The organism is Kitasatospora sp. NPDC023385, from assembly GCF_055664045.1.
In genome coordinates, this window is record NZ_JBVOOL010000013.1 from 1 (window position 1) to 20601 (window position 20601).

The 20601-nt window shown below is 74.2% G+C and carries 19 protein-coding genes and 1 pseudogene; 12 read left to right on the forward strand and 8 right to left on the reverse strand.

The genetic code is table 11. The annotated features are described in order from the left end of the window. Together AC0B61_RS20835 and AC0B61_RS20840 are read left to right on the forward strand one after the other, a co-directional pair. The coding region (locus tag AC0B61_RS20835; protein ID WP_471742196.1) for a type I polyketide synthase at positions 1-3505 on the forward strand (3505 nt) is incomplete at its 5' end. Between the two features lie 138 nt (positions 3506-3643). Then, a complete protein-coding gene (locus AC0B61_RS20840; RefSeq protein ID WP_471742197.1) occupies positions 3644-4906 on the forward strand; it encodes an MFS transporter in 1263 nt (420 codons plus the stop codon). Positions 4907-4916: 10 nt separating this feature from the next. Here the strand turns inward: AC0B61_RS20840 and AC0B61_RS20845 are convergent, their stop codons facing one another. Further along, entirely contained in the window at positions 4917-5552 is a 636-nt protein-coding gene (locus AC0B61_RS20845) for a dihydrofolate reductase family protein (RefSeq protein ID WP_471742198.1), read from the reverse strand. Continuing rightward, complete coding sequence (locus AC0B61_RS20850) at positions 5549-6364, reverse strand: phytanoyl-CoA dioxygenase family protein (protein WP_471742199.1); 816 nt, start codon at positions 6362-6364, stop codon at positions 5549-5551. Before AC0B61_RS20850 ends, AC0B61_RS20845 begins: the two co-directional genes overlap by 4 nt. A gap of 342 nt (positions 6365-6706) precedes the next feature. Between AC0B61_RS20850 and AC0B61_RS20855 the strand changes: the two genes are divergently transcribed. From AC0B61_RS20855 to AC0B61_RS20870, 4 genes and pseudogenes are all read left to right on the forward strand, one after another. Next, positions 6707-7639, forward strand: a complete 933-nt coding sequence (locus tag AC0B61_RS20855) for a LysR family transcriptional regulator (protein ID WP_471742200.1) — start codon at positions 6707-6709, stop codon at positions 7637-7639. A 504-nt stretch (positions 7640-8143) separates the two neighbouring features. Continuing rightward, entirely contained in the window at positions 8144-8725 is a 582-nt protein-coding gene (locus AC0B61_RS20860) for an isochorismatase family protein (RefSeq protein ID WP_471742201.1), read from the forward strand. Positions 8726-8930: 205 nt separating this feature from the next. After that, positions 8931-9386 (forward strand): annotated as a pseudogene (locus tag AC0B61_RS20865) (LysR substrate-binding domain-containing protein); the annotation flags it as partial. Between the two features lie 32 nt (positions 9387-9418). After that, positions 9419-9673, forward strand: coding sequence for a hypothetical protein (locus tag AC0B61_RS20870; protein WP_471742202.1), 255 nt, complete (start codon positions 9419-9421; stop codon positions 9671-9673). A 54-nt stretch (positions 9674-9727) separates the two neighbouring features. On the opposite strand, the gene AC0B61_RS20875 is transcribed toward AC0B61_RS20870, so the two are convergent. Together AC0B61_RS20875 and AC0B61_RS20880 are read right to left on the reverse strand one after the other, a co-directional pair. Next, positions 9728-10123 (reverse strand): SsgA family sporulation/cell division regulator, encoded by a 396-nt coding sequence (locus AC0B61_RS20875; RefSeq protein WP_471742203.1) that lies wholly within the window; start codon positions 10121-10123, stop codon positions 9728-9730. Positions 10124-10218: 95 nt separating this feature from the next. Continuing rightward, positions 10219-10662, reverse strand: coding sequence for an SRPBCC family protein (locus tag AC0B61_RS20880; RefSeq protein WP_471742204.1), 444 nt, complete (start codon positions 10660-10662; stop codon positions 10219-10221). Positions 10663-10892: 230 nt separating this feature from the next. Between AC0B61_RS20880 and AC0B61_RS20885 the strand changes: the two genes are divergently transcribed. The 4 genes from AC0B61_RS20885 (at position 10893) to AC0B61_RS20900 (ending at position 13987) form a co-directional block, all read left to right on the forward strand. Next, positions 10893-11648 (forward strand): response regulator transcription factor, encoded by a 756-nt coding sequence (locus AC0B61_RS20885; RefSeq protein WP_471742205.1) that lies wholly within the window; start codon positions 10893-10895, stop codon positions 11646-11648. 8 nt (positions 11649-11656) lie between these two features. After that, entirely contained in the window at positions 11657-13141 is a 1485-nt protein-coding gene (locus AC0B61_RS20890; RefSeq protein WP_471742206.1) for a sensor histidine kinase, read from the forward strand. Positions 13142-13310: 169 nt separating this feature from the next. Next, the gene (locus tag AC0B61_RS20895) at positions 13311-13784 is read left to right on the forward strand and encodes a hypothetical protein (protein ID WP_471742207.1); all 474 of its coding nucleotides are present in this window, start codon (positions 13311-13313) and stop codon (positions 13782-13784) included. After that, on the forward strand, positions 13781-13987 hold the full coding sequence (locus AC0B61_RS20900) for a hypothetical protein (RefSeq protein WP_471742208.1): 207 nt from the start codon (positions 13781-13783) through the stop codon (positions 13985-13987). The genes AC0B61_RS20895 and AC0B61_RS20900 overlap by 4 nt, the downstream gene beginning before the upstream one ends. A gap of 132 nt (positions 13988-14119) precedes the next feature. Here the strand turns inward: AC0B61_RS20900 and AC0B61_RS20905 are convergent, their stop codons facing one another. After that, a complete protein-coding gene (locus AC0B61_RS20905) occupies positions 14120-15118 on the reverse strand; it encodes an NHL repeat-containing protein (RefSeq protein ID WP_471742209.1) in 999 nt (332 codons plus the stop codon). A 257-nt stretch (positions 15119-15375) separates the two neighbouring features. Between AC0B61_RS20905 and AC0B61_RS20910 the strand changes: the two genes are divergently transcribed. Then, a complete protein-coding gene (locus AC0B61_RS20910) occupies positions 15376-16050 on the forward strand; it encodes a hypothetical protein (RefSeq protein ID WP_471742210.1) in 675 nt (224 codons plus the stop codon). A 54-nt stretch (positions 16051-16104) separates the two neighbouring features. On the opposite strand, the gene AC0B61_RS20915 is transcribed toward AC0B61_RS20910, so the two are convergent. From AC0B61_RS20915 to AC0B61_RS20925, 3 genes are all read right to left on the reverse strand, one after another. After that, the gene (locus AC0B61_RS20915) at positions 16105-17007 is read right to left on the reverse strand and encodes an NAD-dependent protein deacetylase (protein WP_471742211.1); all 903 of its coding nucleotides are present in this window, start codon (positions 17005-17007) and stop codon (positions 16105-16107) included. Positions 17008-17073: 66 nt separating this feature from the next. After that, positions 17074-17637: a P-loop nucleotide/nucleoside kinase family protein gene (locus AC0B61_RS20920; RefSeq protein ID WP_471742212.1), complete on the reverse strand. Its 564-nt coding sequence runs from the start codon at positions 17635-17637 to the stop codon at positions 17074-17076. A gap of 534 nt (positions 17638-18171) precedes the next feature. Next, positions 18172-18921, reverse strand: a complete 750-nt coding sequence (locus AC0B61_RS20925; RefSeq protein ID WP_471742213.1) for a maleylpyruvate isomerase family mycothiol-dependent enzyme — start codon at positions 18919-18921, stop codon at positions 18172-18174. Positions 18922-19217: 296 nt separating this feature from the next. On the opposite strand from AC0B61_RS20925, the gene AC0B61_RS20930 reads away from it, so the two are divergent. Then, on the forward strand, positions 19218-20597 hold the full coding sequence (locus tag AC0B61_RS20930) for a jacalin-like lectin (protein WP_471742214.1): 1380 nt from the start codon (positions 19218-19220) through the stop codon (positions 20595-20597). The last annotated feature ends 4 nt before the right edge of the window (positions 20598-20601 follow it).

A 20601-nucleotide genomic window follows, 5' to 3' on the forward strand; every position in this document is an offset into this window, starting at 1 on the left:
CGCCCACCTCACCACCCACGGCACCCCACCCAACTGGCACACCTACTACCACCACACCAAACCCCAACCCACCCCCCTCCCCACCTACCCCTTCCAACACACCCGCTACTGGCTCGACAACCGTGGCACCGGGCCCGCCACGCCCGACACCACGGGTCTCGACAGCAGCGGACACGCTCTGGTGACGTCGCTCATCACTGATCCGGAGTCGGGCGGGCTGACGTACCTCGGTCGCATCGGTGCCGACGCGCATCCCTGGCTGGCCGACCACGTCGTCGCGGGCCGGATGGTCCTGCCGGGTACGGCGTACGTCGACCTCCTCCTGCGGGCGGGCCAGGAGTGCGGGCTGTCCCAACTGGACGATCTGACGCTGGAAGCGCCGCTGGTGATTCCACCGGACGCCCCGGTCGACGTCCGTATGACCGTCGAGCCGCCCGACGAGGCGGGCCGCCGGACGGTTCGCGTGCACAGTCGCGGCTCGGACCCCGACAGCGCGTGGATCCGGAACGCCCGGGCCGTCCTCGCCGCTCCGTCCGCGCCCTCCGCGCCCTCCGCGCCGTCCGCGTCCTCCGCGTCCGACGGTTCCGGTGAGTGGCCCCCGCCGGGCGCGCAGCCACTCGACCTCGCACCGGTCTATCCCACACTGGCGGCCCACGGGTTGGACTACGGCCCCGTGTTCCAGGGCCTGCGCCGCGCCTGGTCGCGACCGGGTGAGTTGTTCGTGGAAACGGCCCTGCCCGAGGGCACCGACGTGACCGGGTACGTGCTGCACCCCGCGCTGCTGGACGCCGCCCTGCACGCCATCGGCTTCGGTGGTCTCGTGGAGGCGGGCGAGACCGGTCCGCGGCTGCCGTTCGCCTGGCGCGGCGTGCAGTCCGACTCCGCCGGCTCTTCCGGTGCCTCCGGCCCGACGACCCTGCGGGTACGGCTGGCGGTCGTCGGCCCCGACACCGTCACGCTGCGGTTGTTCGACGGCAGCGGCCGCGGCATCGGCAGCGTGGACGCCCTCACCCTCCGCGGCATGCCGGCGGATCAGCCGTCGACGGCCGTTCCGCGCTCGCTGCTCGACGTGCGGTGGCAGGACCTCCCGTCCTCGGGCGAGGCCCCGCCGTCCTGGTGGGTGATGCTCGGTGAGGACGAGATCGGGCTGACGTCCCTGCTGCAGGGCGCCGGCGGCCGGATCGAGGCCCACTCCGACCTCGACGGTCTCGCCGCGGCCGCGGCCGCCTCCGGCACCACGCCCGATGCGGTGTTCCTCGCACCGTCGGCACCGGCCGGCGCGGACGTGCCGGCGGCCACCGCCCAACTGGCCTCGCGCGTCCTGGCGGTCCTCAGGACCTGGCTCGTCGACCGGCGCTTCACCGCGACGCGTCTCGTGCTGGTCACCCGGAACGCCGCGACGGATCCGGTCGCGGCCGCCCTCGCCGGCCTCGTCCGGGCCGCTCAGGCCGAGCACCCGGGCAGGCTGGCGGTCGTGGACATCGACGCCGGCACGGACCGGATCGACCCCCGGGTGCTCGCCGCGGCGCTGGCCTCCGGGGAGGTGCACCTCAGCCTTCGCGACGGTGTCGCGAAGGTGCCCCGGTTCGCCGCCCTCTCCGCGTCCGACCCGGCCGCGGTGGACCTGTCGGCCGGCACGGTCATGGTCACCGGGGCCTCCGGAGCCCTCGGCCGGCTGGTCGCCCACCACCTCGTCGACCGCCACCGGGTCCGCGACCTGCTGTTGGTCAGCCGCAGCGGCGAAATGGCGGAACTCCGCGCCGAGTTGGAGAGCGCGGGGGCCACCGTGGAGGTGGCCGCCTGCGACGTCGCCGAGCGGGACCAGGTCGCCGCGCTGCTGTCGTCCCGGTCGGTGCGCACCGTCGTGCACGCCGCCGGTGTGCTTGACGACGGTGTCGTCGAGTCGTTGACCGACGAGCAGCTCTCCCGCGTCCTGCGCCCGAAGCTCGACGGTGCGTGGCACCTGCACGAGCTCACCGGGGACACGACGCTCCTGGTGCTCTTCTCGTCCATCGCGGGAATCCTCGGCTCGGCGGGACAGGCGGCCTACGCCGCGGCGAACAGCGCGCTGGACGCGCTCGCCGCGCACCGGGCCGCTCGTGGTCTCCCCGCGCTGTCCCTGGCCTGGGGCCCCTGGACCACCGAGGTCGGCATGTCCGCCGGTCGTCGGCGGCTCGAACGCGCCGGTGTGGTGCCGCTGGGTGCCGAGGAGGCACTGGCGCTGTTCGACGTGGCCCTCACCCGGCCCGAACCACTGCTGGTGCCGGTGCGCGCGGACCTCGCCGCGCTGGGCGCGGCAGCGCGGCGGCACCAGGTGCCGCCGATCTGGCACGGTCTGGTCCGCCCGCCCGCGAAGGACGCGCACCGGGCCGACCGGGATCCGTCATCCCGGTTCCAGCAGCTGTCCGGGGACGAGCGCGACCGTCAGCTCCTGGACCTGGTCCGCCGGGAGGTGGCCACGGTGCTCGGCCATTCCTCGGCGGACACGCTCGACGACGGGCTCGCGTTCTCCGAACTCGGATTCGACTCACTGACCGCGGTCGATCTGCGGAACCGGCTGGAACAGGCGACCGGATTGCGCCTGCCGGCCGGCCTGGTCTTCGACCAGCCGACCGCGCCGGATCTCGTGCGGTTCCTGTCCGCCGAATTCGGTTCGGCAGCACCGGAATCCGGCGATGCGGAGGACACTCTCGGCGCATTGTTCACCCAGGCGTGTGAACAGGGAAGGATAGAAGAGGGCATCGAACTGGTGAGTTTGGCGGCGCGTTTCCGGCCCGCCTTCCGGACGCCGGACGAACTCGGCCGGCGCCCCCACCCGGTACCGCTGTCCCGCGGGTCGGCCGAGCCGATGCTGCTCTGTTTCCCCGCGGTGGTGGCGATGTCGGGAGCGCACCAGTACGCGCGGTTCGCCGCCGCGCTCCGCGACAGCCGGAGCACCGTCGTCCTGCCCGAGCCCGGGTTCGTGCCAGGCGAGAAGCTGCCGGCCGAGGTGGCCGCCCTCGTCGAGGTGCAGGCGCAGGCCGTGCTCGAACAGGCCGCCGGGGCGCCGTACGCCCTGCTGGGTTACTCGTCGGGCGGCTGGATCGCCCACGAGGTGGCCCTCCGCCTGGCGGGGACGGACTCGCCGCCGAGCGGGGTCGTGCTGCTGGACACCTACCTGCCCCGGGAGATGAACCCCAGGCTCAACCAGGCCTTCACCCACGGGCTCTTCGCCCGGCGCAGCGAACTCGTGTCGACCGACCACGTGTCGCTGACCGCCATGGGCGGCTACTTCTCGGTGTTCGGCACCTGGGAGCCACAACGCTCCGATGTGCCGACGCTCTTCCTGCGTGCCGCCGACGCGCTGCCCGACGCCGACGGGAAGCCGCTGCCGGACTGCGACTGGGGCCCCGGGTGGGCCGAGTGCGACACGGACCTGGAGGTCCCGGGCGACCACTTCACGATCGTCTCGGAGCACGCCGAGAGCACCGCGCGGACCGTGGACGCCTGGCTGCGCACGCTCTGACGGTCGGCCCCCCGGCTGATCCACAACCGTCGGTTGTGGATCAGCCGGGGGCCGGTTGTTTGACCCTGCCACCGATCGTCGGCTTGGATCCCCCCTGGTCAGGAGCGGGAGCGTCCGAGGGAACAGAGCGGGTACGGCATGCGGGGCGAACAAACGCTGCGGCGGCAGTTCGGGTGGCTGTGGGCGGCGTACGCGGTGAGCACGTTCGGTACGTGGCTCGCCTTCGACGCCTTTCCGATCATCGCGATCCGGGCGCTGCACGCCGAGCCGGGAGAGGTCTCGGCGCTGGCGGCCGTGGGGCCGGCGGTGGGCGCGGTGATCGCGCTGCCGCTCGGCCCGTGGGTGGAGTTCCAGCGCAAGCAGCCCGTCATGATCGCCATGGACCTGGTCCGCTTCGGGGCGCTGCTGACCGTTCCGGCGGCGTACGCACTCGGCCTGCTCGGCCTGACCCAGCTGCTCGTCGTGTCGATGGTGGTCGGGGCGGCCGACATCACGTTCACCGCGGCGAGCGGCGCGCGCCTGAAGTCGCTCGTGCCCCGCGACGACCTCCTGGTGGCCAACGGCCGGTTCGAGTCCACGACCTGGACGGCCACCATGCTCGGACCACCCATCGGCGGTGCGGCGATCGGGCTGGTCGGCCCGGTCGTGACCATCCTGGCCAACGCGGTCAGCTTCGTGCTCTCGGCCGTGGGGATCCGGGCCATGGGAGCGGAGCCGCAGCCGGCTCGGGCCCCGGGACGGCGAATGCGCGCAGCCGACGTCCTCGCGGGTTGGCGCTACATCCTGGCCCACCCGTCGCTGCGTCGGCTGTTCTTCAACGTGCTGCTGTTCAACGGCCTGATCATGGCGGTCTCACCGCTGATGGCGGTCGTCATGCTCGGCGAGCTCGGCTTCGCGCCGTGGCAGTACGGTCTCGCGTTCGCGGCACCGTGCCTGGGCGGCCTGCTCGGCTCACGGCTGGCCCGCCGGCTCGTCCCGCGCTTCGGGCCGCACCGGGTGATGCTCGTGGCGGGGACGGTGCGCACGTGCTGGCTGGTCGGGCTGGTCTTCGTCCGCCCCGGCGTGCCCGGTCTGCTGCTCGTCATGGCGGCCGAGTTCGGGCTGATCACCTGCTGTGCCGTGTTCAGCCCGGTGCTGGCCACCCATCGCCTCAACCAGATCCCGACGGGCATGGTCGCCCGCACGTTGTCCGCCTGGGCGGTCGCGGGCAAGGCCAGCACCGCGGCCGTGACCGTCCTGTGGGGCGTGCTGGCCGGCTTCACGGGCCCGCGGGTCGCGGTCGCCGTCGCCGGGCTCGCCGTCCTGGCGACCCCGCTGCTGCTTCCCCGGGCCGACCGTACGGAGCCGTTGCCGGACGTCCGGCCGGAGCCGGTGCCTCAGGCGCAGCTGTCCGCCTCCTGAGGCACCGGCGTCAGCGGACGACCCGGTAGGTGATGTGCGTGGCCAGGCCGGTCGGGACCACCTTCCGCGGTTCGAGGACCGGATCCCCGGCGTTCTCCAGCAGGCGCTCACCGGAGCCCAGCAGGATCGGCCGGAGGTGGATGGTCAACTCGTCGAGCAGACCGGCGGCGAGGTACTGCTGCACCACCTTCGCCCCGCCCGCGAGTGAGACGTCCCGGCCGGCGGCGGCTTCCCGGGCCTGCGCGAGTGCGGACTCGATGCCGTCGGTGACGAAGGTGAACGTGGTGCCGCCCTTCAGCTCCAACGGCTCCCGCGGGTGGTGGGTGAGCACGAACACCGGCACGTGGAACGCCGGCTCCTCACCCCACCAGCCCCGCCAGGAGAGGTCCCACGGGCCCTCACCGCCGCCGAACATCCGCCGGCCCATGATGTAGGCGCCGATGCCGTGCATGGCCTCGGCGAGCACCTCGGAGTCGGCCGACTCCTCGCCGCCCGCCAGGCCCCGGTGCTCGTACCACGCGCGGGTGCCGAGCAGCCACTGGTGCAGGCGCATCCCGCCCACACCGACGGGGTGCTGCGGGCTCTGGTCGGGCCCCGCGGCGAATCCGTCGAGGGACATGCCGATGTGCGCGGTCACCGCAGTCATCGCCGCGGCGCCTCCGCCAGCAGGTCGGCGACCCGCGGGTAGCGGTCGTCGGGCAGCTGCTGGCCGGGCACCAGGTCCTCGTCCATGCGCTGGTGGCCCGGACGCGGCTGGTAGACGGCCGACGCCCCGGTGTAGGAGATGATGAAGGCCAGCCGGACCCCGTCGGACTGGTTGCCGTGGCTCCCGTGCCCGAGGGTGCTCTGGTGGAAGGTGACGTCCCCGGCGCGCATCGGCACCGTGACGCGCGGGTACCACTCGAGTTCCGGCCACTCGTTGAACATGTAGGTCGTCGCGTGACTCTTCACCACCGACATCTCGGCCCGGTGCGGCTCCGGGCGCTTGTGCGAGTCGGGCAGGAAGATCAGACAGCCGCGCTCGACCGGCACGTCGACCAGGGCGACCCAGGCGTTCACGTTCATCGCCGCTTCGAGCGGCGTGAGCGTGAGGTCCTCGTGCCAGATGGTGGGCACCTCGTCGTGCGGGTGCTTGGCGTACGCCTGCCCGCTCCACACCCGCATCGGGGTGCCGGCCAGCTGCTCGGCCGCCGCGGCGACCCGGGGGTGGCGCACGAGGCCGGTCATGGTGTCGTGCTTCCACCACGGGTCGGAGGTGGTCCTGAGCTTGGTGCGGCCGCCGCCCATGCCGGCCCGCCGGCCGTCCTCCTCGATCGTGTCCAGCGCGATCTCGCGCCACCGCGCCACTTCGTCCGCGGGGATCAGGCCCGGAATCCGGGTGAATCCGTGTTCCCGGAAGTCGGTGACGTGTTGTTCATCGACAGTGAAGGGTGCGTCCGGAGGCGTCACTTTGGTCATCAGCTTCCCTTCGAATACCGCTTTTCTTGAAATTGAGTACTGTTTTTAACAGCCGGGCGCGCCGGATGCCTAGTGGACCTTCGTCCACCCCGCGGAAATCGGGGAATAGCCGGGCGCCGAATCCGTTCGCCGCCCCCGTCCCGCACCACACGAATCGGACGCATTCCCGGCACGGTTTCCGCGCCGTCCCGCCACCGGCTGGCGCAGAATACCGGGGCCGTTTCGTTCCGCCGCCCGCCGTCCGGTCGCCTCCCGGACGGTGGCGCCACCGGCGGCGCCACCGGGGGTGGCCGGGCGAGTGGCGCGCCGCGCGGCCACCCCCCGGGCCGATAGGTTCGTCCCGTGGATCTCAACGCCGTTCGCACCTTCGTCGCCGTTGCCGACGCCGGCCAGTTGCAGGCCGCTGCCGACGATCTGGGGATCACCCAGCAGGGGGCCTCGAAACGCGTGGCGAGCCTCGAGCGGGAGCTCGGCGTACAGCTCTTCAGCCGGATCGCCCGAGGCGTGCGGCTCACCGTCGACGGGGAGGCGCTGCTACCCCACGCACGCGAACTGCTCCGGGCGGCCGAGCGCCTGACGGCGGCCGTGACCCCGGGGCGCAGGCCGCTGCGGATCGACGTCGTCGGCCGCCGGATCGCGCCGTCCAACATCCTCCACGACTTCTACCAGCAGCATCCCGGCATCCAGCTCGACGTCGTCACCCTGACCAACGCCGACGCCGCGTCGGCACTGGCGGAGATCAGCGCCGGAACGCTGGACGCCACGTTCAGGTCCCTCCGGGCCTCGGCCGGCGCCGTCCCCGAGGGGCTCCGGTCCGCGCGCGTCATCGACGACCGGCACGAACTCCTGGTCGGCCCGCGGCACCCGTTGGCGAACGCCGGGACGGTGACCCCGGCCGAGCTCACCGACCACCTCATCTGGATGCCCGGCATCGCCGACGCCGAACCGATGGGCTACTACGAGGACCTGGCGAACGCGTTCGGGCTGACCATCGACACGATAGGGCCGAGCTTCGGCGTCGAGGTGCTCCTCACCGAGATCGCCCGCTCGAACCGGCTCGCCACCCTCGTCGGCGAAGGCTCGCGGTACCTGTGGCCGGAGAGCTACCACCTCTGCCGGATCCCCATCGTCGACCCGACCCCCGTCTACCCCCTGTCGGTGATCTGGCGGACGGACAATCCGCACCCCGTCCTCGCGAACTTCCTCGACCACCTCCACGCCAGGTACCGGAAGACGGCCCGCGACGGCCTGTGGACCCCCGCCTGGGCACGCTGACGGCCGGCCGCCCCCGGACCGCGGGTGGCTTTCCCGACTCGAAGGGTCCGAGCAGCCCCGGGAGAGCGCGCATCGTAGTGGGTTCCGCCGCGCAGTGCCCGTGGTTCCGCCCATCGAAGCATTTCTGGCCGGAAAGCATCGCCGAATTGCCGGACAACCGCCCGCACCCCGTGCGCACCGCACCTCTGCGCATTTCTCGCACGCTTCCGGAAACGGTAGGGTTTCGTGCGCCACCGGGGAACGGTAGGGTTTCGTGCGCCACCAGGTGAGGACCTGCCTGACGGGTCCGGTGGCGACCCGGTCGTACTGCCCGGTCACGGGCCGGTCGGCCGCATTCCGAAATCGTCTCCACTCCGTCCCGAACGCGCGCACCTCAGCGGAATTCATGGCTCCAGTTCCCGTCGCCGCACAACCTCCGGTTGTGCGCCCGTCGCGGAATCGTTCCAGCCACGGTCCGTGGCGCGGCGCCGACGACGCGAGTACCAAAAACTGGAAGGGCGCAACGTGCCGGTCACCAAGCTCGACGAGGGAACTGCTCTCGTACTCATCGACGTGCAGAAGGCCACCGTCGGCGCACCCTGTGTGCCGCACACCGGTGCCGACATCGTGGCCCGCGCGTCCGAACTCGCGGGGGCGTTCCGCGAGCACGGCGCCACGGTCGTCCTCGTCCGCGTCACCGAGTCCGAGGACCGGGCGGACAGCACGCCCGGCCGCAAGGACGCACCGACCTACACCGGTCCCATGCCGACCGGCTGGGACGAGATCGTCGAAGAGCTCAGCGGCCACCCCGGCGACATCCTGATCACGAAGCGCAACTGGGGCGCCTTCTACGGCACCGACCTCGACCTGCAGCTGCGTCGTCGCGGCATCACCCAGGTCGTGCTCGGCGGCATCGCCACCAGCATCGGCGTCGAGTCCACCGCCCGCAACGCGCACGAACTCGGCTACCACGTCACGCTCGCCACCGACGCGATGGCCGACATGAGCCCGGAGGCGCACCACAACAGCATCGAGCGGATCTTCCCGATGCTCGGGGAGCGCGGCACCACCGCCGAGATCATCGAACTGCTGGCCAAGAGCCGCTGATGCGCGGGCCGGTGACGCGCATCGGTGATGCGCGCCGGCCCGTCAGCAGCACCGCGGCGGTTCGCCACTCCCAGGCATCTGCCTGGTGAGCACGGCGATCAGATGATGCGTCAGGGGCGGTCCCCACGGGGGCCGCCCCTCGCGCGTAGCTGCCGCCGCCGGCGACGGCCCGCGGTCACCGAGACACCGAGACACCGAACCATCCGACGAGTCGCTCCACCTCGTCACCGGCCCCGCCCACGCGCTGGCGTCCGCCCGGTCCGTCACCCTGGTCCAGCTCGCCGGGCACCGGATCTGGACGTCCGGCACCGGCCCCGGCACCGAGTGCGCCGCCTACTACGACGAGCTCGTCGCCGAGTTCGGCCTCACCATCGAGCCGACCGGCCCCGACTTCGGCTCCGAAGCGCTCCTCGACACCGTCGCCGACACCCCCGCCCTGGCCACGTTCCTCGGCGAGCAGACCCGCCTCGTCTGGCCCGCAGGCCACGGCCTGCGCCGCATCCCGGTGACCGACCCGACGCCCGTCTACCCGCACTCGCTCCTGTGGCACCGCGACAACCCCGCCCCGGCGCTGGCCGCTCTCCGCGCGCACCTCGCCGCCGCGTCGCCCGGCCACGAAGCCGGCGGGACCTGGGCGCCGGGCTGGGCGGTCCCGCGCTGAACGACGCGGCGCCGTCGATCACCGCGGCCCGGTTGGGCGTCACCGAGGCCTCGGTGGTCAAGCACTCCGGCAATATCGGGCTGACCAGGCCGGCGAAGGCCGACAGGAGCAGGGCGGTCCGCGGGTCTACGGCGTCAGCACCCGACACCCGGGGCCGGCTGGCCGCGTTCGCCGAGCACGTGTGCATCCCGTTCCCGCTGCTCTCCGACGCCGACCTGCAGCTCGCCGCCACACTGCGCCTGCCCACCTTCCGCGCCGCCGGCGTCGACCGGCTCGCGGCGGAGTGACGGGCGCAGCCGGGGGCCACGGTCGGGCGGGCCAGGAGGCCGAAGTCGGGCGGGTCAGGAGGCCAGCAGGTCCTCCAGGCCGCCGCCCCAGTCGATCCGGGTGTGCTCGGACCCGGCCGGGACGAGCTCGGCGGTGGCGGTGACGAACCGGTCGACCTCCTCGGCGGAGGCCGCCAACAGGGCCACGCCCTCCGGGCCCGCGAGCGCGAGGAGCAGCCGGGTGTCGCCGTACGGTGCGACGTGGACGTCACCCTCGCCCACGGGCGCGTGGAGGCCGGCCGTCAGCAGGTCGCGCGAGACCGTCCACACCGTGTCCGCCTGGCAGTCGCTGAAGTCCAGGTCGATCGCGTAGGGGTCGGAGGGCCGGTAGCACCACTCGACGTCCAGGTCCCGGCTGCGTTCGTCGCCGGTCATCAGCCGCATGGCGATCCGGGTGGTGAGACGTTCCATCGAGCGGGTTCCCCTTCCCGAGAGGTTCGTCGTGCGTCGTTCACTGGTGCCGATGGGCCATGACCTGCTTGCTTGACCGCAATCCTGACGGGACATCAGTTCTGCGCCTGGCCGCTCTCGGCGTGCTGCTGCTCCACGTGGTGCTTGAAGTCGTTCAGGTCGTCGATGACGCGGCGGTCCACGAAGCCGAGCGCCTCGGCCAAGTGCTCCCAGATCCCGTGCGGTTCGATCTCCAGTTGGAGCATCACCCGGGTGGTCCGGTCGTCCACGTGGTGGAAGGTCACCACGCCGGAGTGCCGCACCGGCCCGTCCCCGCCGTCCCAGGCCACCCGCTCGCCCGCCACCACCTCGGTGGTCGCCGCCTCGAACTCGCGCCGGCCGCCCGCGATCTGCACCACCCAGGCGCTGCTGCCCGGGCCCTCCACGTCCACGCTGACCACGCCGCGCATGTACTGCGGGAACTCCTCGCACCGCACCCAGCGCTCGTACACCGTCTCGACGGGGGCCTGCACCTCGACCGACTCCTCGATCCTTCCCACCGTTTCCTCCTCTCCTCCCGGGCGCCCGCCGCACCCGGCGGGAGCCTCTGGGTGTCCGCGTGCCCCGATCCCCGCCCGGTATGCACCCGCCCTTCACGGAACCCGCGCCCGTCCACCGCGCCCGCCACGTCGGCCACGCCCACCCGCCGCGATTACCCCTGCCCCACCCCCGCAGCGGCCGGGGACGACAGGTGTGAGAGAGTCGGCGGCCCGAACGCGAGGAGGAGCCGATGCACGGGAACGGGCCCGGGGGCACGGGCACACCCGGCGGCGGTGGCCGCGTCCTGGTGGTGGACGACGACGCGGCGATCCGCCGCACCCTGGAGCGCGGCCTGCGCCTGAGCGGCTTCGCCGTCGCCCTGGCCGAGGACGGCGAGACGGCACTCGCCCGCCTGCTGCCGGCCGCCCCGGACGCCGCACCGCCGCCGACCGCACCGGACGTCCTGGTGCTCGACGTCTCGATGCCCGGCCTCAGCGGCGCCGAGGTCTGCCGGGCCCTGCGCGCCCGGGGCGACGACCTCCCCGTCCTGATGCTCTCGGCCCTGGACGAGCCCGCCGACCGGGTGGCCGGCCTGCAGGCCGGGGCGGACGACTACCTGGTGAAGCCGTTCGCCCTGGAGGAGTTGGTGCTGCGGCTGCGCGCCCTGCTGCGCCGCCGGCCGCCGCAGCCCGCCGACCGCGTCCTGGCCGGCCCGCTGGCCATCGACCCGGCCACCCGGCAGGCCCACCTCGACGGCCGTGAACTGCGGCTCACCCGCAGGGAGTTCGAACTCCTCACCCAACTCGCCCGGAACGCGGGCATCGTGCTCTCCCGCGAACTGCTGCTGGAGCGCGTCTGGGGGTACGACTTCGAGGTGCGCAGCGATGCCGTGGACACCTTCGTCAGCTACCTGCGGCGCAAGCTGGAGGCCGACGGCCGTCCCCGGCTGATCCACACCGTCCGGGGCGTCGGCTTCGTCCTGCGGCTGCCCGGCGGGAACGGGTAGCGGCCGCCGTGAAGCTCTCCACCAGGATCGCCCTGTGGGCCGCCGCCGTGGTGCCACTGCTGGTGGTGCTGGCCGGGCTGCTCCTGCTGCCCCTGGTCGGCCGGGACCTGCGGCACCAGCAGGACGCCCGGCTCGCCGACCGGGCGGCCGCCGTCCTGCCGGGCGTGCGCGCCCTGGTCGCCGCCGACACCCGGGGCCGGCCCAAGGCCGAACAGAACCAGCAGCGCAAGGTGCTGGACGCCGCCCTGGACGCGGGCGTGCGGGTCACCGCCCAGGACGGCACCGTCCTGCTGTCGGTCGGCCCGCAGCCCGCCGACGACCGGGTGTTCCCCACCGCGCCGGGCAGCCCGGCCACCGTCCGCGACCGGGGCGCCGCCTGGCGGGTGCTGACCGTCCACGTCTCCGGCACGGGGGCCGCCGGCGGCAGCGGCACGCTCTGGGTCAGCGAGCCCGGCGGCCTGGCCGGCGACCAGGCGGCGGCGGTGCGCCGACGGGTCCTGCTCGTCGCTGCGGTCGCCGCGCCGCTGTCCGCCCTGATCGGCTTCGCCCTCGCCGAGCGCGCCACCGCACCGCTGCGCCGGCTCAGCCGCCGGGCGGCCGAACTCGACCCGGCGGCCCCTCCACCCCCCGGCACCGACGGCGGCACCCCCTTCGCGGCGGACCGCAGCGGAACCGCCGAAGTGGACGAACTCGCCACCGCCCTCGCCCTGTTGCTCTCCCGCTACGACGAGCAGGCGCTGCGCACCGCCCAAGCCCTCGACACTGCACGCTCGTTCTCGGCCGCCGCCTCGCACGAGCTGCGGACCCCGCTGATGAGCCTGCGCACCAACCTGGACGTCCTGGCCGCCCACCAGGACCTCCCGAGCGCCGAACGGGCGGAGATCGTGGCCGAGTTGCGCGACGACCACGCCCGGCTGCTGGACCTGCTCACCGCGCTCGGCACGCTCGCGCGCGGCGACCTCGTCGAGGTCGACTCGTTCGGCCCGGTCGACCTCGCCGAACTCGCCGACGCGGCCGCCGCCGACACCCTGCGCCGACACCCCGGAGCCGAGATCAGCCTGGAACTCCCGCCGGAACTCAGGGTGTTCGGCTGGGAGCCCGGGCTACGGATCATGCTGGTCAACCTCCTGGCCAACGCCGCCGTCCACGGGCGCGGCGGACCGGAGCCCGCCCGGATCACCGTCCGGCTGGCCCCGGCCGGCACGGTCGCGCTGCTCACCGTCGACGACGCCGGGCCCGGCGTCCCGCCGGCCGAACGCGAAGCCGTCTTCCACCGCTTCCACCGCCGTCGCGACAGCCCGGGCTCGGGCCTCGGGCTCACCCTGGTCGCCCAGCAGGCCGCGCTGCACCGGGGCACCGCCCGGATCACCGACCCGCCGGACGGCACCGGCTGCCGCGTGGAGATCCGCCTGCCGCTCCCGAACGCCGACGCAGCGACCGCAGCCGTACGGCTGCCGGTGCGGCGGGACTGGATCGCGGGCGAGGAGAGCTGAGCGCGGCGGCTCCCCGGCGGGCCGCTGCTCCTCCAGGGCTGCCGTGCTCGGGACCGCCGTTCCACAGGGAATCCACAAGAAGCCGTCCTACGCTCCCGGCGACCGGACCGCATCGGCCCGACCGAACGGGCCCGGTGCCCGAGACCGCCCACGGCAGAAAGGGACGCCCGTGTCCGCCACCCGCATGCCCCCCACCTCCGCGCCGTCCACCAGGTCCGTCGGCCGCAGGGCCGCCGTCCTCGGCGCCCTCGCCCTCGCCGGCTCGCTGCTCGCCGCCGTCCCCGCTCAGGCCGACGGGGCGCCGAGCGCCTCCCCGTCCGCTGCCCCGGCGGCCGCGTCCGCCGTGTCCGCACCCTCGGGCGACGGCGCGAAGGCCATCTGCAAGCGGCTGCCGAAGACCGAGCAGCGCGTCACCAAGTCACTCACCCGCCTGGGCGGCGACGCCACCGTGGCCGGGTCGGTCGCCCGCCTGCAGCAGCGGGCCGCCAACGCCAAGGCCGCGGGCCACACCGAGATCGAGACGCTCCTCAACGATCGCCTCACCGCCCGCAAGAACCTGGTCACCACCCTGCAGACCCGGCAGAACGACCTCCGCTCCGTCGCCACCTGGTGCGCCGCCCACGGTCAGGGCACGGCCAAGTGATCCGCCGCCCGACCGCCGCCCGCACCGCGTTCGCCGCCCTCGCCCTCGCCGCGGCCGCCGTGCTCACCGCCTGCGGCCCCACCGGGCACCCTGCCTCGGGCACGGCCGACAGCGGCCAGGTCCAGGACATGCAGCACAAGCTCGACGCAGCCGACAGCGCAGCGGCCCAGGCCGACGCCGACTCGGCAGCCGACGACGGCTGACGCCCCACCCCACCCACGACGAGCCCGCACACCAGGGCCCCGCCGCCCGGTCCGGTTGCACCGCACCGGGCGGCGGGGCGACACGCGCGCCGCCGAGCACGCCGATCCAGCGCCGTCAGCCGGCGCCGCAGGTCAGCGCTGCAGGTCTGCGAGCAGCAGGTTCGGGTCGGCGCGGGTGTAGTAGGCGGCGTTCGGGATGTAGACGGACTCGCCGCGCACGGCCACCGCGGTGGGGTTGGACAGGCCGTCGCTCGCGGTGAGCACGGTGTGGTGGCTGCCGTCGGCCGTGACGTAGACGGCCTCGTTCGGCGCGTTGAGGGCGGCGATCAGGGCGTCGCCGTGCCCGGTGAAGGCGAAGTCGTCGATGCCCGCGAGGCCGCTCGCGCGGACCTCGGCCGGCCCGGCGGCGCCGTCGTCACCGATGGGGATGCGCAGCAGGTGGCCGGTGTCGGTGTTGCTCACCCAGACGGCGCCGTGGTGCACCTTGAGGCCGTTGGCGCCGAATCCGGTGGTGGGCTTCAGCAGGGCGTCGTCGGACCAGGTCGTGGGGGCGCCGCCGTCCGTCGGGATGGCGTTGACCACGCCGAGTGCCGAGTCGGTGGTGTAGAGGCGGCCGTCGCGCTCGTCGAGGGCGAGTCCGTTCGGCAGGCCGGTCACGGGCAGGGCCGCGATCCGCTCGGGGGTGCCGCCGGGGCAGAGCCGCCAGATGCCGTGCAGGTCCGGGGTGCCGGTGGCGTAGCCGAAGTAGAGGGTGCCGTCGTGGGCGCGGGCGATGCCGGTGACGATCGCGGCGCCGACGAGCGGCGTGGCGGGGTTCGCGGGGGCGGGCAGGGTGGCGAGGACGGTGAGCCGGCCCTCGGGGTCGATCCGGCCGATCTGCCGGGCGAAGGACAGGGTGAGGTCGGCGGAGCCGTCCGGTTCGAGGGCGATGTTCTCGGGCAGTCGGCCCTGGGCGAGGTCGAAGTGGGCGACGATCCGGGGGTTGGACAGCGGCGGCGCGACGGCGACGGCCGGGGTCGCGGCCAGCAGGGCGAGGGCTGCGCACGCCGCCGAAACGGCGCCGGCGGCCGTGCGGACGCGGGGCAGGCGGGGGGATCCGGGCGGGCGGGGCGACCCGGGCAGGCGGGGCATGGGCTCTCTCCTTGATCGACGGGGCGGCGAGTGCCACCTGCCCGCCAGCAGAACACTCCTGACGGAACGGCACTTCCAGCCGGTCGCCGCGCCCGCCGGAACGTCCCCCGGTCGGTCGCCCCACCGACGCGGCCGGTGCCGCCCCAGGGTGTGGCATCGGCTCCAATTTGTGACGTGCCCCTGTCTAGTTCGTTCGCGTCCCGGTGTGGTGGGATGTCCGGGTCACGGGGTGATGACCGCTGGTGGGGGTGTGTGTGATGCGCAGTGGACGGTTGTTGGGGCTGGACGGGGACGCGGCGTGCCTGGTCGCCGTCGGACTGGTCCGGCTGGGGGCCCAGGAGTGGCTGGGCCCGGCGGGCACGGCAGGAGCGGCGGGGACGGCGCCGGCCTGGGTGGGAGGCCTTCGGGCGGCCTCCTTCGCGGATGCCTGGCTCGCGTTCGACGACCCTGCGGCGCCCGGACTGCGGGTGCCGGCGCCGGCCGCGCTGCGGGCGGTCGTCCGACGGGCCGCCGACCTGGTCGTGCAGTCCTGCGCGGGGGACGAGCCGACGGCCCTGGAGTGGCTGGGCCGCCGCTCGGCGGAGGCCCGCGAGCAGGCCCACTCGGACGGCGTGACGCACCCGGCCGAGCCCTGCGCGCTGACCCTGGTGTGGCACGGCGTCCAGGCCCTGGCCGCCGACGCCGCGCCGGAGCACGAACGGCGCATCGAGGAACGCGGCGAGGCCTACGTCCGGGAGCGGCACCGCCGCCAGGACACCCTCGCGCTGGTGCTGGGCTGCACCCGCATCGCCGCCGCCGCGCTGGTGGAGCTGAGCGAAGGCGATCCGCGCCGCGTCGCCGGATGGCTGGAGGCGGACGCGGCCCGCGCCATGCCACGCGGCGGCGCGGCACCGCTCTGGGTGCCGGGGCGGCCCTGGCAACCGGCGGGGTGAGGGAAGCCGGGCCGGAGCGCCGGCAGACGAACGGCAAACGGCGAACGGACGGGTTCAGGCTGCGCCCAGCAGCCGGGCCGCCTCGCTCAGGCTGGGGCCCAGGGGGAGGTCGAGGCGGAGCGCGGCGAGGTCGTCGGCGCGGGTGGGGCCCTGGTTGACGATGGCGACGGGCAGGCGGGCACGGGCAGCGCGGCGGACGAAGCGCAGGCCCGACAGGACCGTGAGCGAGGAGCCGAGGACCACCAACGCCTCGGCGGCGTCGACCAGTTCGTAGCAGCGCTCGACGCGGGCGGCGGGCACGTTCTCGCCGAAGAAGACCACGTCCGACTTGAGCACGCCGCCGCAGTCCGCGCACGGCGCGACGCGGAACCCCGCCACCAGCTCCGGCGGCAGCTGCGCGTCGCCGTCCGGGCGCAGGACCGCCCCGGGGCGGCGGAAGCCCCGGTTCAAGTCGTCCAGGCGGAGGTCGAGTGCGGCCCGCGAGCTGGTGCGCCGGCAGTCGAGGCAGACCACCCGGTCGAGCCCGCCGTGCAGTTCCACGGCTTCGCGGGTGCCGGCCGCGCGGTGCAGGCCGTCGACGTTCTGGGTGATGACGGCCGTGACGTGCCCCGAGCGGCGCAGCCGTTCCACCGCGTGGTGGCCGGTGTTGGGCCGGGCCCGCGCGAACACCGGCCACCCGGTGTGGCTGCGGGCCCAGTAGCGGCGGCGGGCGCTCTCACTGCCGGTGAACTCCTGGTACGTCATCGGGGTGCCGGTGCGGCGACGGCCGGTGGCCCCGCGGTAGTCGGGGATGCCGGACTCGGTGGACAGGCCGGCACCGCTGAGCACCACCGCACCGCGCCGGTGCAGCAGCCCTACGAGATCCGCCAGGCCCGCCCGGCCTTCCGGACCCTCGGGACTCACCGGGAGCACCGGGCTCTCCGGCGTGTGCGCGGCGGCGGTTTCGGGCGCGTCCATACCGCCGAGGGTAACGCCCGGCCGCAGACGGTGGACCGGGCGCCGAGCGTGGACCGGGAGCGTGCGTCAGGACGTACCCGCGGCGAACTCGACGATCCGCGCCAGAGCCGGCTCCCACCCCTCGGTGGTGTCCACCACCAGGCAGGGGACGTCGAGCGCGATCGGCACCCACGCCTCGATCGGCCGCTCCCCCGCCGCGATGCGTCGGAGCAGATCGGCATCCGCGTGGACGGTGCGCGAGGGTACGGCGGCGGCCCGGCGGATGATCCGCAGGCGGGCGAGTTCGGGGTCGACGGCGCAGCGCACCACGCGCAGGTCGGCCGACTCAGCGAGCGGTTCCAGGCCCGGGCGCCACAGGCGGTCCTGGAAGGCCGCCTCAGCCACCAGGCTCCGCCCGGTCGCGAGGAGTTCACCGATGGTGCGGAAGAACTCGTGCAGCGTCCTCAGGTCCGGGTTCGCGGCGCGATCGCCGTCGTCGTCGGCGGCGGCGGCCGCGGCGACCAGCCGTTCCTTGATCTCGTCACGGCAGACCGCCGGCCAGCCGAGCGCGTCGGCGAGGGCGTGCGCGAGCGTGGTCTTGCCCGCCCCGGGCGGGCCGCTCACCGCGACCAGTGTCGGGCGTCGCCCCATGCCCCCGCCTCACGATCGACCAGGATTTTCTGCGGCGCCTGCCCCGCGCGGGGGCTGCGGCGGCTCAGGTGACCGGTGCGGGAACGGGGCCGGGGCCGGGCAGCGGGCCGGGTTGCGGATGCGGGTCCGGCCCCGGCGCGGGCGCCGGCTGCGGATCAGGGCCCGGCGGGGGCGGCCCCGGCGGGACGGGGTCCGGGCCGCCGGGAGCGGGGACCGGCCCGGGCAGGGGGCCGGGCTGCGGTCCCGGCCCCGGTACGGGCGTGGGGTTCGGCGGTACCGGGTCGTTCGGCGGCGTTCCCATGCGCGGCTCTCCTGCTCTCCCGTTCCCGGGCGTGCGTCCTCCCGGGCGCCGAACCGCGCCCGGACGTCACGCCTGCCCGGCCTGCGACGGCGTACACGGCCTCCCCGCAGATTTCGTCGCCACCGCCGCCACCGCCGTCACCGCCGCCACCCTCGCCCCTGCGCGAGCTGATCGCCGTCCTACGCACCTTCGGTGCGCTCCCCAGCAAACCGCCCCCCCTCAGTGGCCCGTTCTCAGCCCCAGCCGGGCACCGGCGGGAGCGGCCACACCGGCGGCGTCGGCAGCGGGTGGCCGGGGTCGGCCTCCGGGGCGGGGCCGCGACCGGCGAGCCAGGCGAGCAGGACGTGTCCGGGCCCGGTGACGGCGGGGCCGGTCGACCCGAGCGGCCAGGCGCGCCCGAGGTCGGTGGCGGCCAAGCGGGCCACCGGGAAGCCGCGCGCGGCCAGCGTGGCGACGGTCGCGTCGAGCGCCCAGATGACGTAGTCGGCGGGCCAGTCGGCCGGGCCGCGGCCGAGGTTGAGGTCGACGTGGTGGGTTTCGAGCTCGCGCCAGGCACGGTGGAGGGTGAACCAGGCGGGATGCCGCCACCCGGCGAGGGCCGACACCGGCGTGGGCCAGCGGTCGGCGGGCATCGCCGCCGCCTCGGCGAGCAACTGGTCGAGGCTGCACCGGAGATCGTCCACCAGCGCGGCCGCCTCGCGCCCGGCTCCTTCCCGCAGCGCCCGGTCCAATGCGGCCGCGTCCGCCCGGGGGCCGGGCTCGGCACCGGTCCGAGCCGACGTCAGCAGCCATCGGTACGCATCGGCGCTGCGGGCGACATGGGTGACGACCTGGGCGCGGTTCCAGCCGGGCAGCGCGGACACGCCGCGGGCCTGCGGGCCGCTCAGGCCGTCGAGTGTGGCGACGAAGCGCCCGGCGGAGTCTCGGACATCGGCGAGCAGGGCGGCGAGTTCAGCCCTGGTGGGGTCGGCGGTGGGGGTCACGGGTCCGTACTCTACGACCGGGCGGCGTCAACCATCCGACACCGTCGCCGTGATCCGACACCGTCGCCGTGATCCGGCGCCATGGCCACGTGCGGCGTGCAAGCCGACCCACCCGGGCCCGCGAGAATTCTCTGTTGACGCTAACAGAACCTTTCCGCGATCATCCGACACGGCGACAGAAACCCGCAGGTCACAGGGCCGACGCCGATAATTCGGCACTGTTGACGCGCACATGGACGGCTCATACGCTCCGGGGCACCGGATCCCCCACAGCCGAACTCCCCATCGGAGCAGTGATGTTCAAACCCTGCCCGCGCCGCCCCTTCGCCCGCACCGTGCTCGTCGGCGCGCTCGCCGCAGCCGCCGCCCTCGGCGGCCTCACCAGCGCGCCGGCCGCCCAAGCTGCCCCCTCCGCCCCCTCCGCCACCGCCGGCGGGTCGCTCGCCCTCCTGGCCTACAACGTCGCCGGGCTTCCCCAGGTGCTCTCCAGCGCCTCGACCGACCGGCAGTCAAGCACCACCGCGATCGGCGGCCGCCTGGCCCCGTACGACCTGGTCAACGTCCAGGAGGACTTCAACTACCACGCCGCGCTCTACGCCGCCGACTCCCACCCCTACCGCACACCCACCAGCGGCGGCGCGGGCATCGGCAGCGGACTCAACACCCTGTCCGGTCTCGCCTACGACACCGACGACTTCGAGCGCGTCAAGTGGAACGACTGCCAGCTGGACTCCGGCGACTGCCTCACCCCCAAGGGTTTCTCCGTCCTGCGGGCCCGACTGGCCGAGGGCGTGTACGTGGACGTCTACAACCTCCACGCCAACGCGGGCACGTCCACCGGTGACGAGGCCGCGCGCGCCGCCAACCTGGCGCAGCTCACCTCCTACGTCAGGACGCACTCGGCCGGGAACGCCGTGGTCGTGATGGGTGACACCAACACCCGCTACACGCGTGCCGACGACACCATCGCCGCCTTCGCCGCCGACAACGGACTCACCGACGCCTGGGCGCAGTTGGAGCGTGGCGGCGTGGCGCCGGCACGCGGCGCCGACCCGCTGCTGTGCGACCAGAACGCGATCACCGACACCTGCGAGGTGGTCGACAAGGTCCTCTACCGCAGCAGCGCGCTGGTCTCGCTCAACGCGACCTCGTACCACAACAGGCACGCCGACTTCCTGGACGGCGCCGGCGCGATGCTCTCCGACCACGACCCGATCGCCGTCGGCTTCGACTGGAGCCAGAACCCCGCCTACCGGGCGAGCGAGCAGTTCGGCGGCCCGCACGGCGACTTCTACCACGACATCGACCAGGTCCCGGCCGGTGCGCAGGCCACCACGATCGGCCTGCGGGCGGGCGCCCGGGTCGACCAGGTCCAGCTGACGCTCGGGAACGGCACCACGCTCACCCACGGGGGCTCCGGCGGCACCGCGTCCTCGCTCAGCCTCGGCAGCGGCGAGTACGTCAGCTCCGCCACCCTCTGCCAGGGGACGTACGGCGGCCACACCCGCATCTTCTACGCGAAGTTCACCACCAGCCTGGGCCGGTCGCTGGCCGGCGGCACGACCACCGCCGACTGCGTCACCCGCACCGCGCCCGACGGGTGGCAGGTCGCCGGCTTCGACGGCCGCGCCGGCGACGGGGTCGACAAGCTCGGCTTCCTCTTCACACACCGCTGAGCTC

What these genes read in the sequence shown, in the direction of transcription:
- AC0B61_RS20840 (WP_471742197.1), top strand. Translation starts at nt 3,644, where the DNA reads ATGCGGGGCGAACAAACGCTGCGGCGGCAGTTCGGGTGGCTGTGGGCG.
- AC0B61_RS20875 (WP_471742203.1), bottom strand. Translation starts at nt 10,123, where the DNA reads ATGGAACGTCTCACCACCCGGATCGCCATGCGGCTGATGACCGGCGAC.
- AC0B61_RS20905 (WP_471742209.1), bottom strand. Translation starts at nt 15,118, where the DNA reads ATGCCCCGCCTGCCCGGGTCGCCCCGCCCGCCCGGATCCCCCCGCCTG.
- AC0B61_RS20845 (WP_471742198.1), bottom strand. Translation starts at nt 5,552, where the DNA reads ATGACTGCGGTGACCGCGCACATCGGCATGTCCCTCGACGGATTCGCC.
- AC0B61_RS20885 (WP_471742205.1), top strand. Translation starts at nt 10,893, where the DNA reads ATGCACGGGAACGGGCCCGGGGGCACGGGCACACCCGGCGGCGGTGGC.
- AC0B61_RS20910 (WP_471742210.1), top strand. Translation starts at nt 15,376, where the DNA reads ATGCGCAGTGGACGGTTGTTGGGGCTGGACGGGGACGCGGCGTGCCTG.
- AC0B61_RS20850 (WP_471742199.1), bottom strand. Translation starts at nt 6,364, where the DNA reads ATGACCAAAGTGACGCCTCCGGACGCACCCTTCACTGTCGATGAACAA.
- AC0B61_RS20915 (WP_471742211.1), bottom strand. Translation starts at nt 17,007, where the DNA reads ATGGACGCGCCCGAAACCGCCGCCGCGCACACGCCGGAGAGCCCGGTG.
- AC0B61_RS20930 (WP_471742214.1), top strand. Translation starts at nt 19,218, where the DNA reads ATGTTCAAACCCTGCCCGCGCCGCCCCTTCGCCCGCACCGTGCTCGTC.
- AC0B61_RS20920 (WP_471742212.1), bottom strand. Translation starts at nt 17,637, where the DNA reads ATGGGGCGACGCCCGACACTGGTCGCGGTGAGCGGCCCGCCCGGGGCG.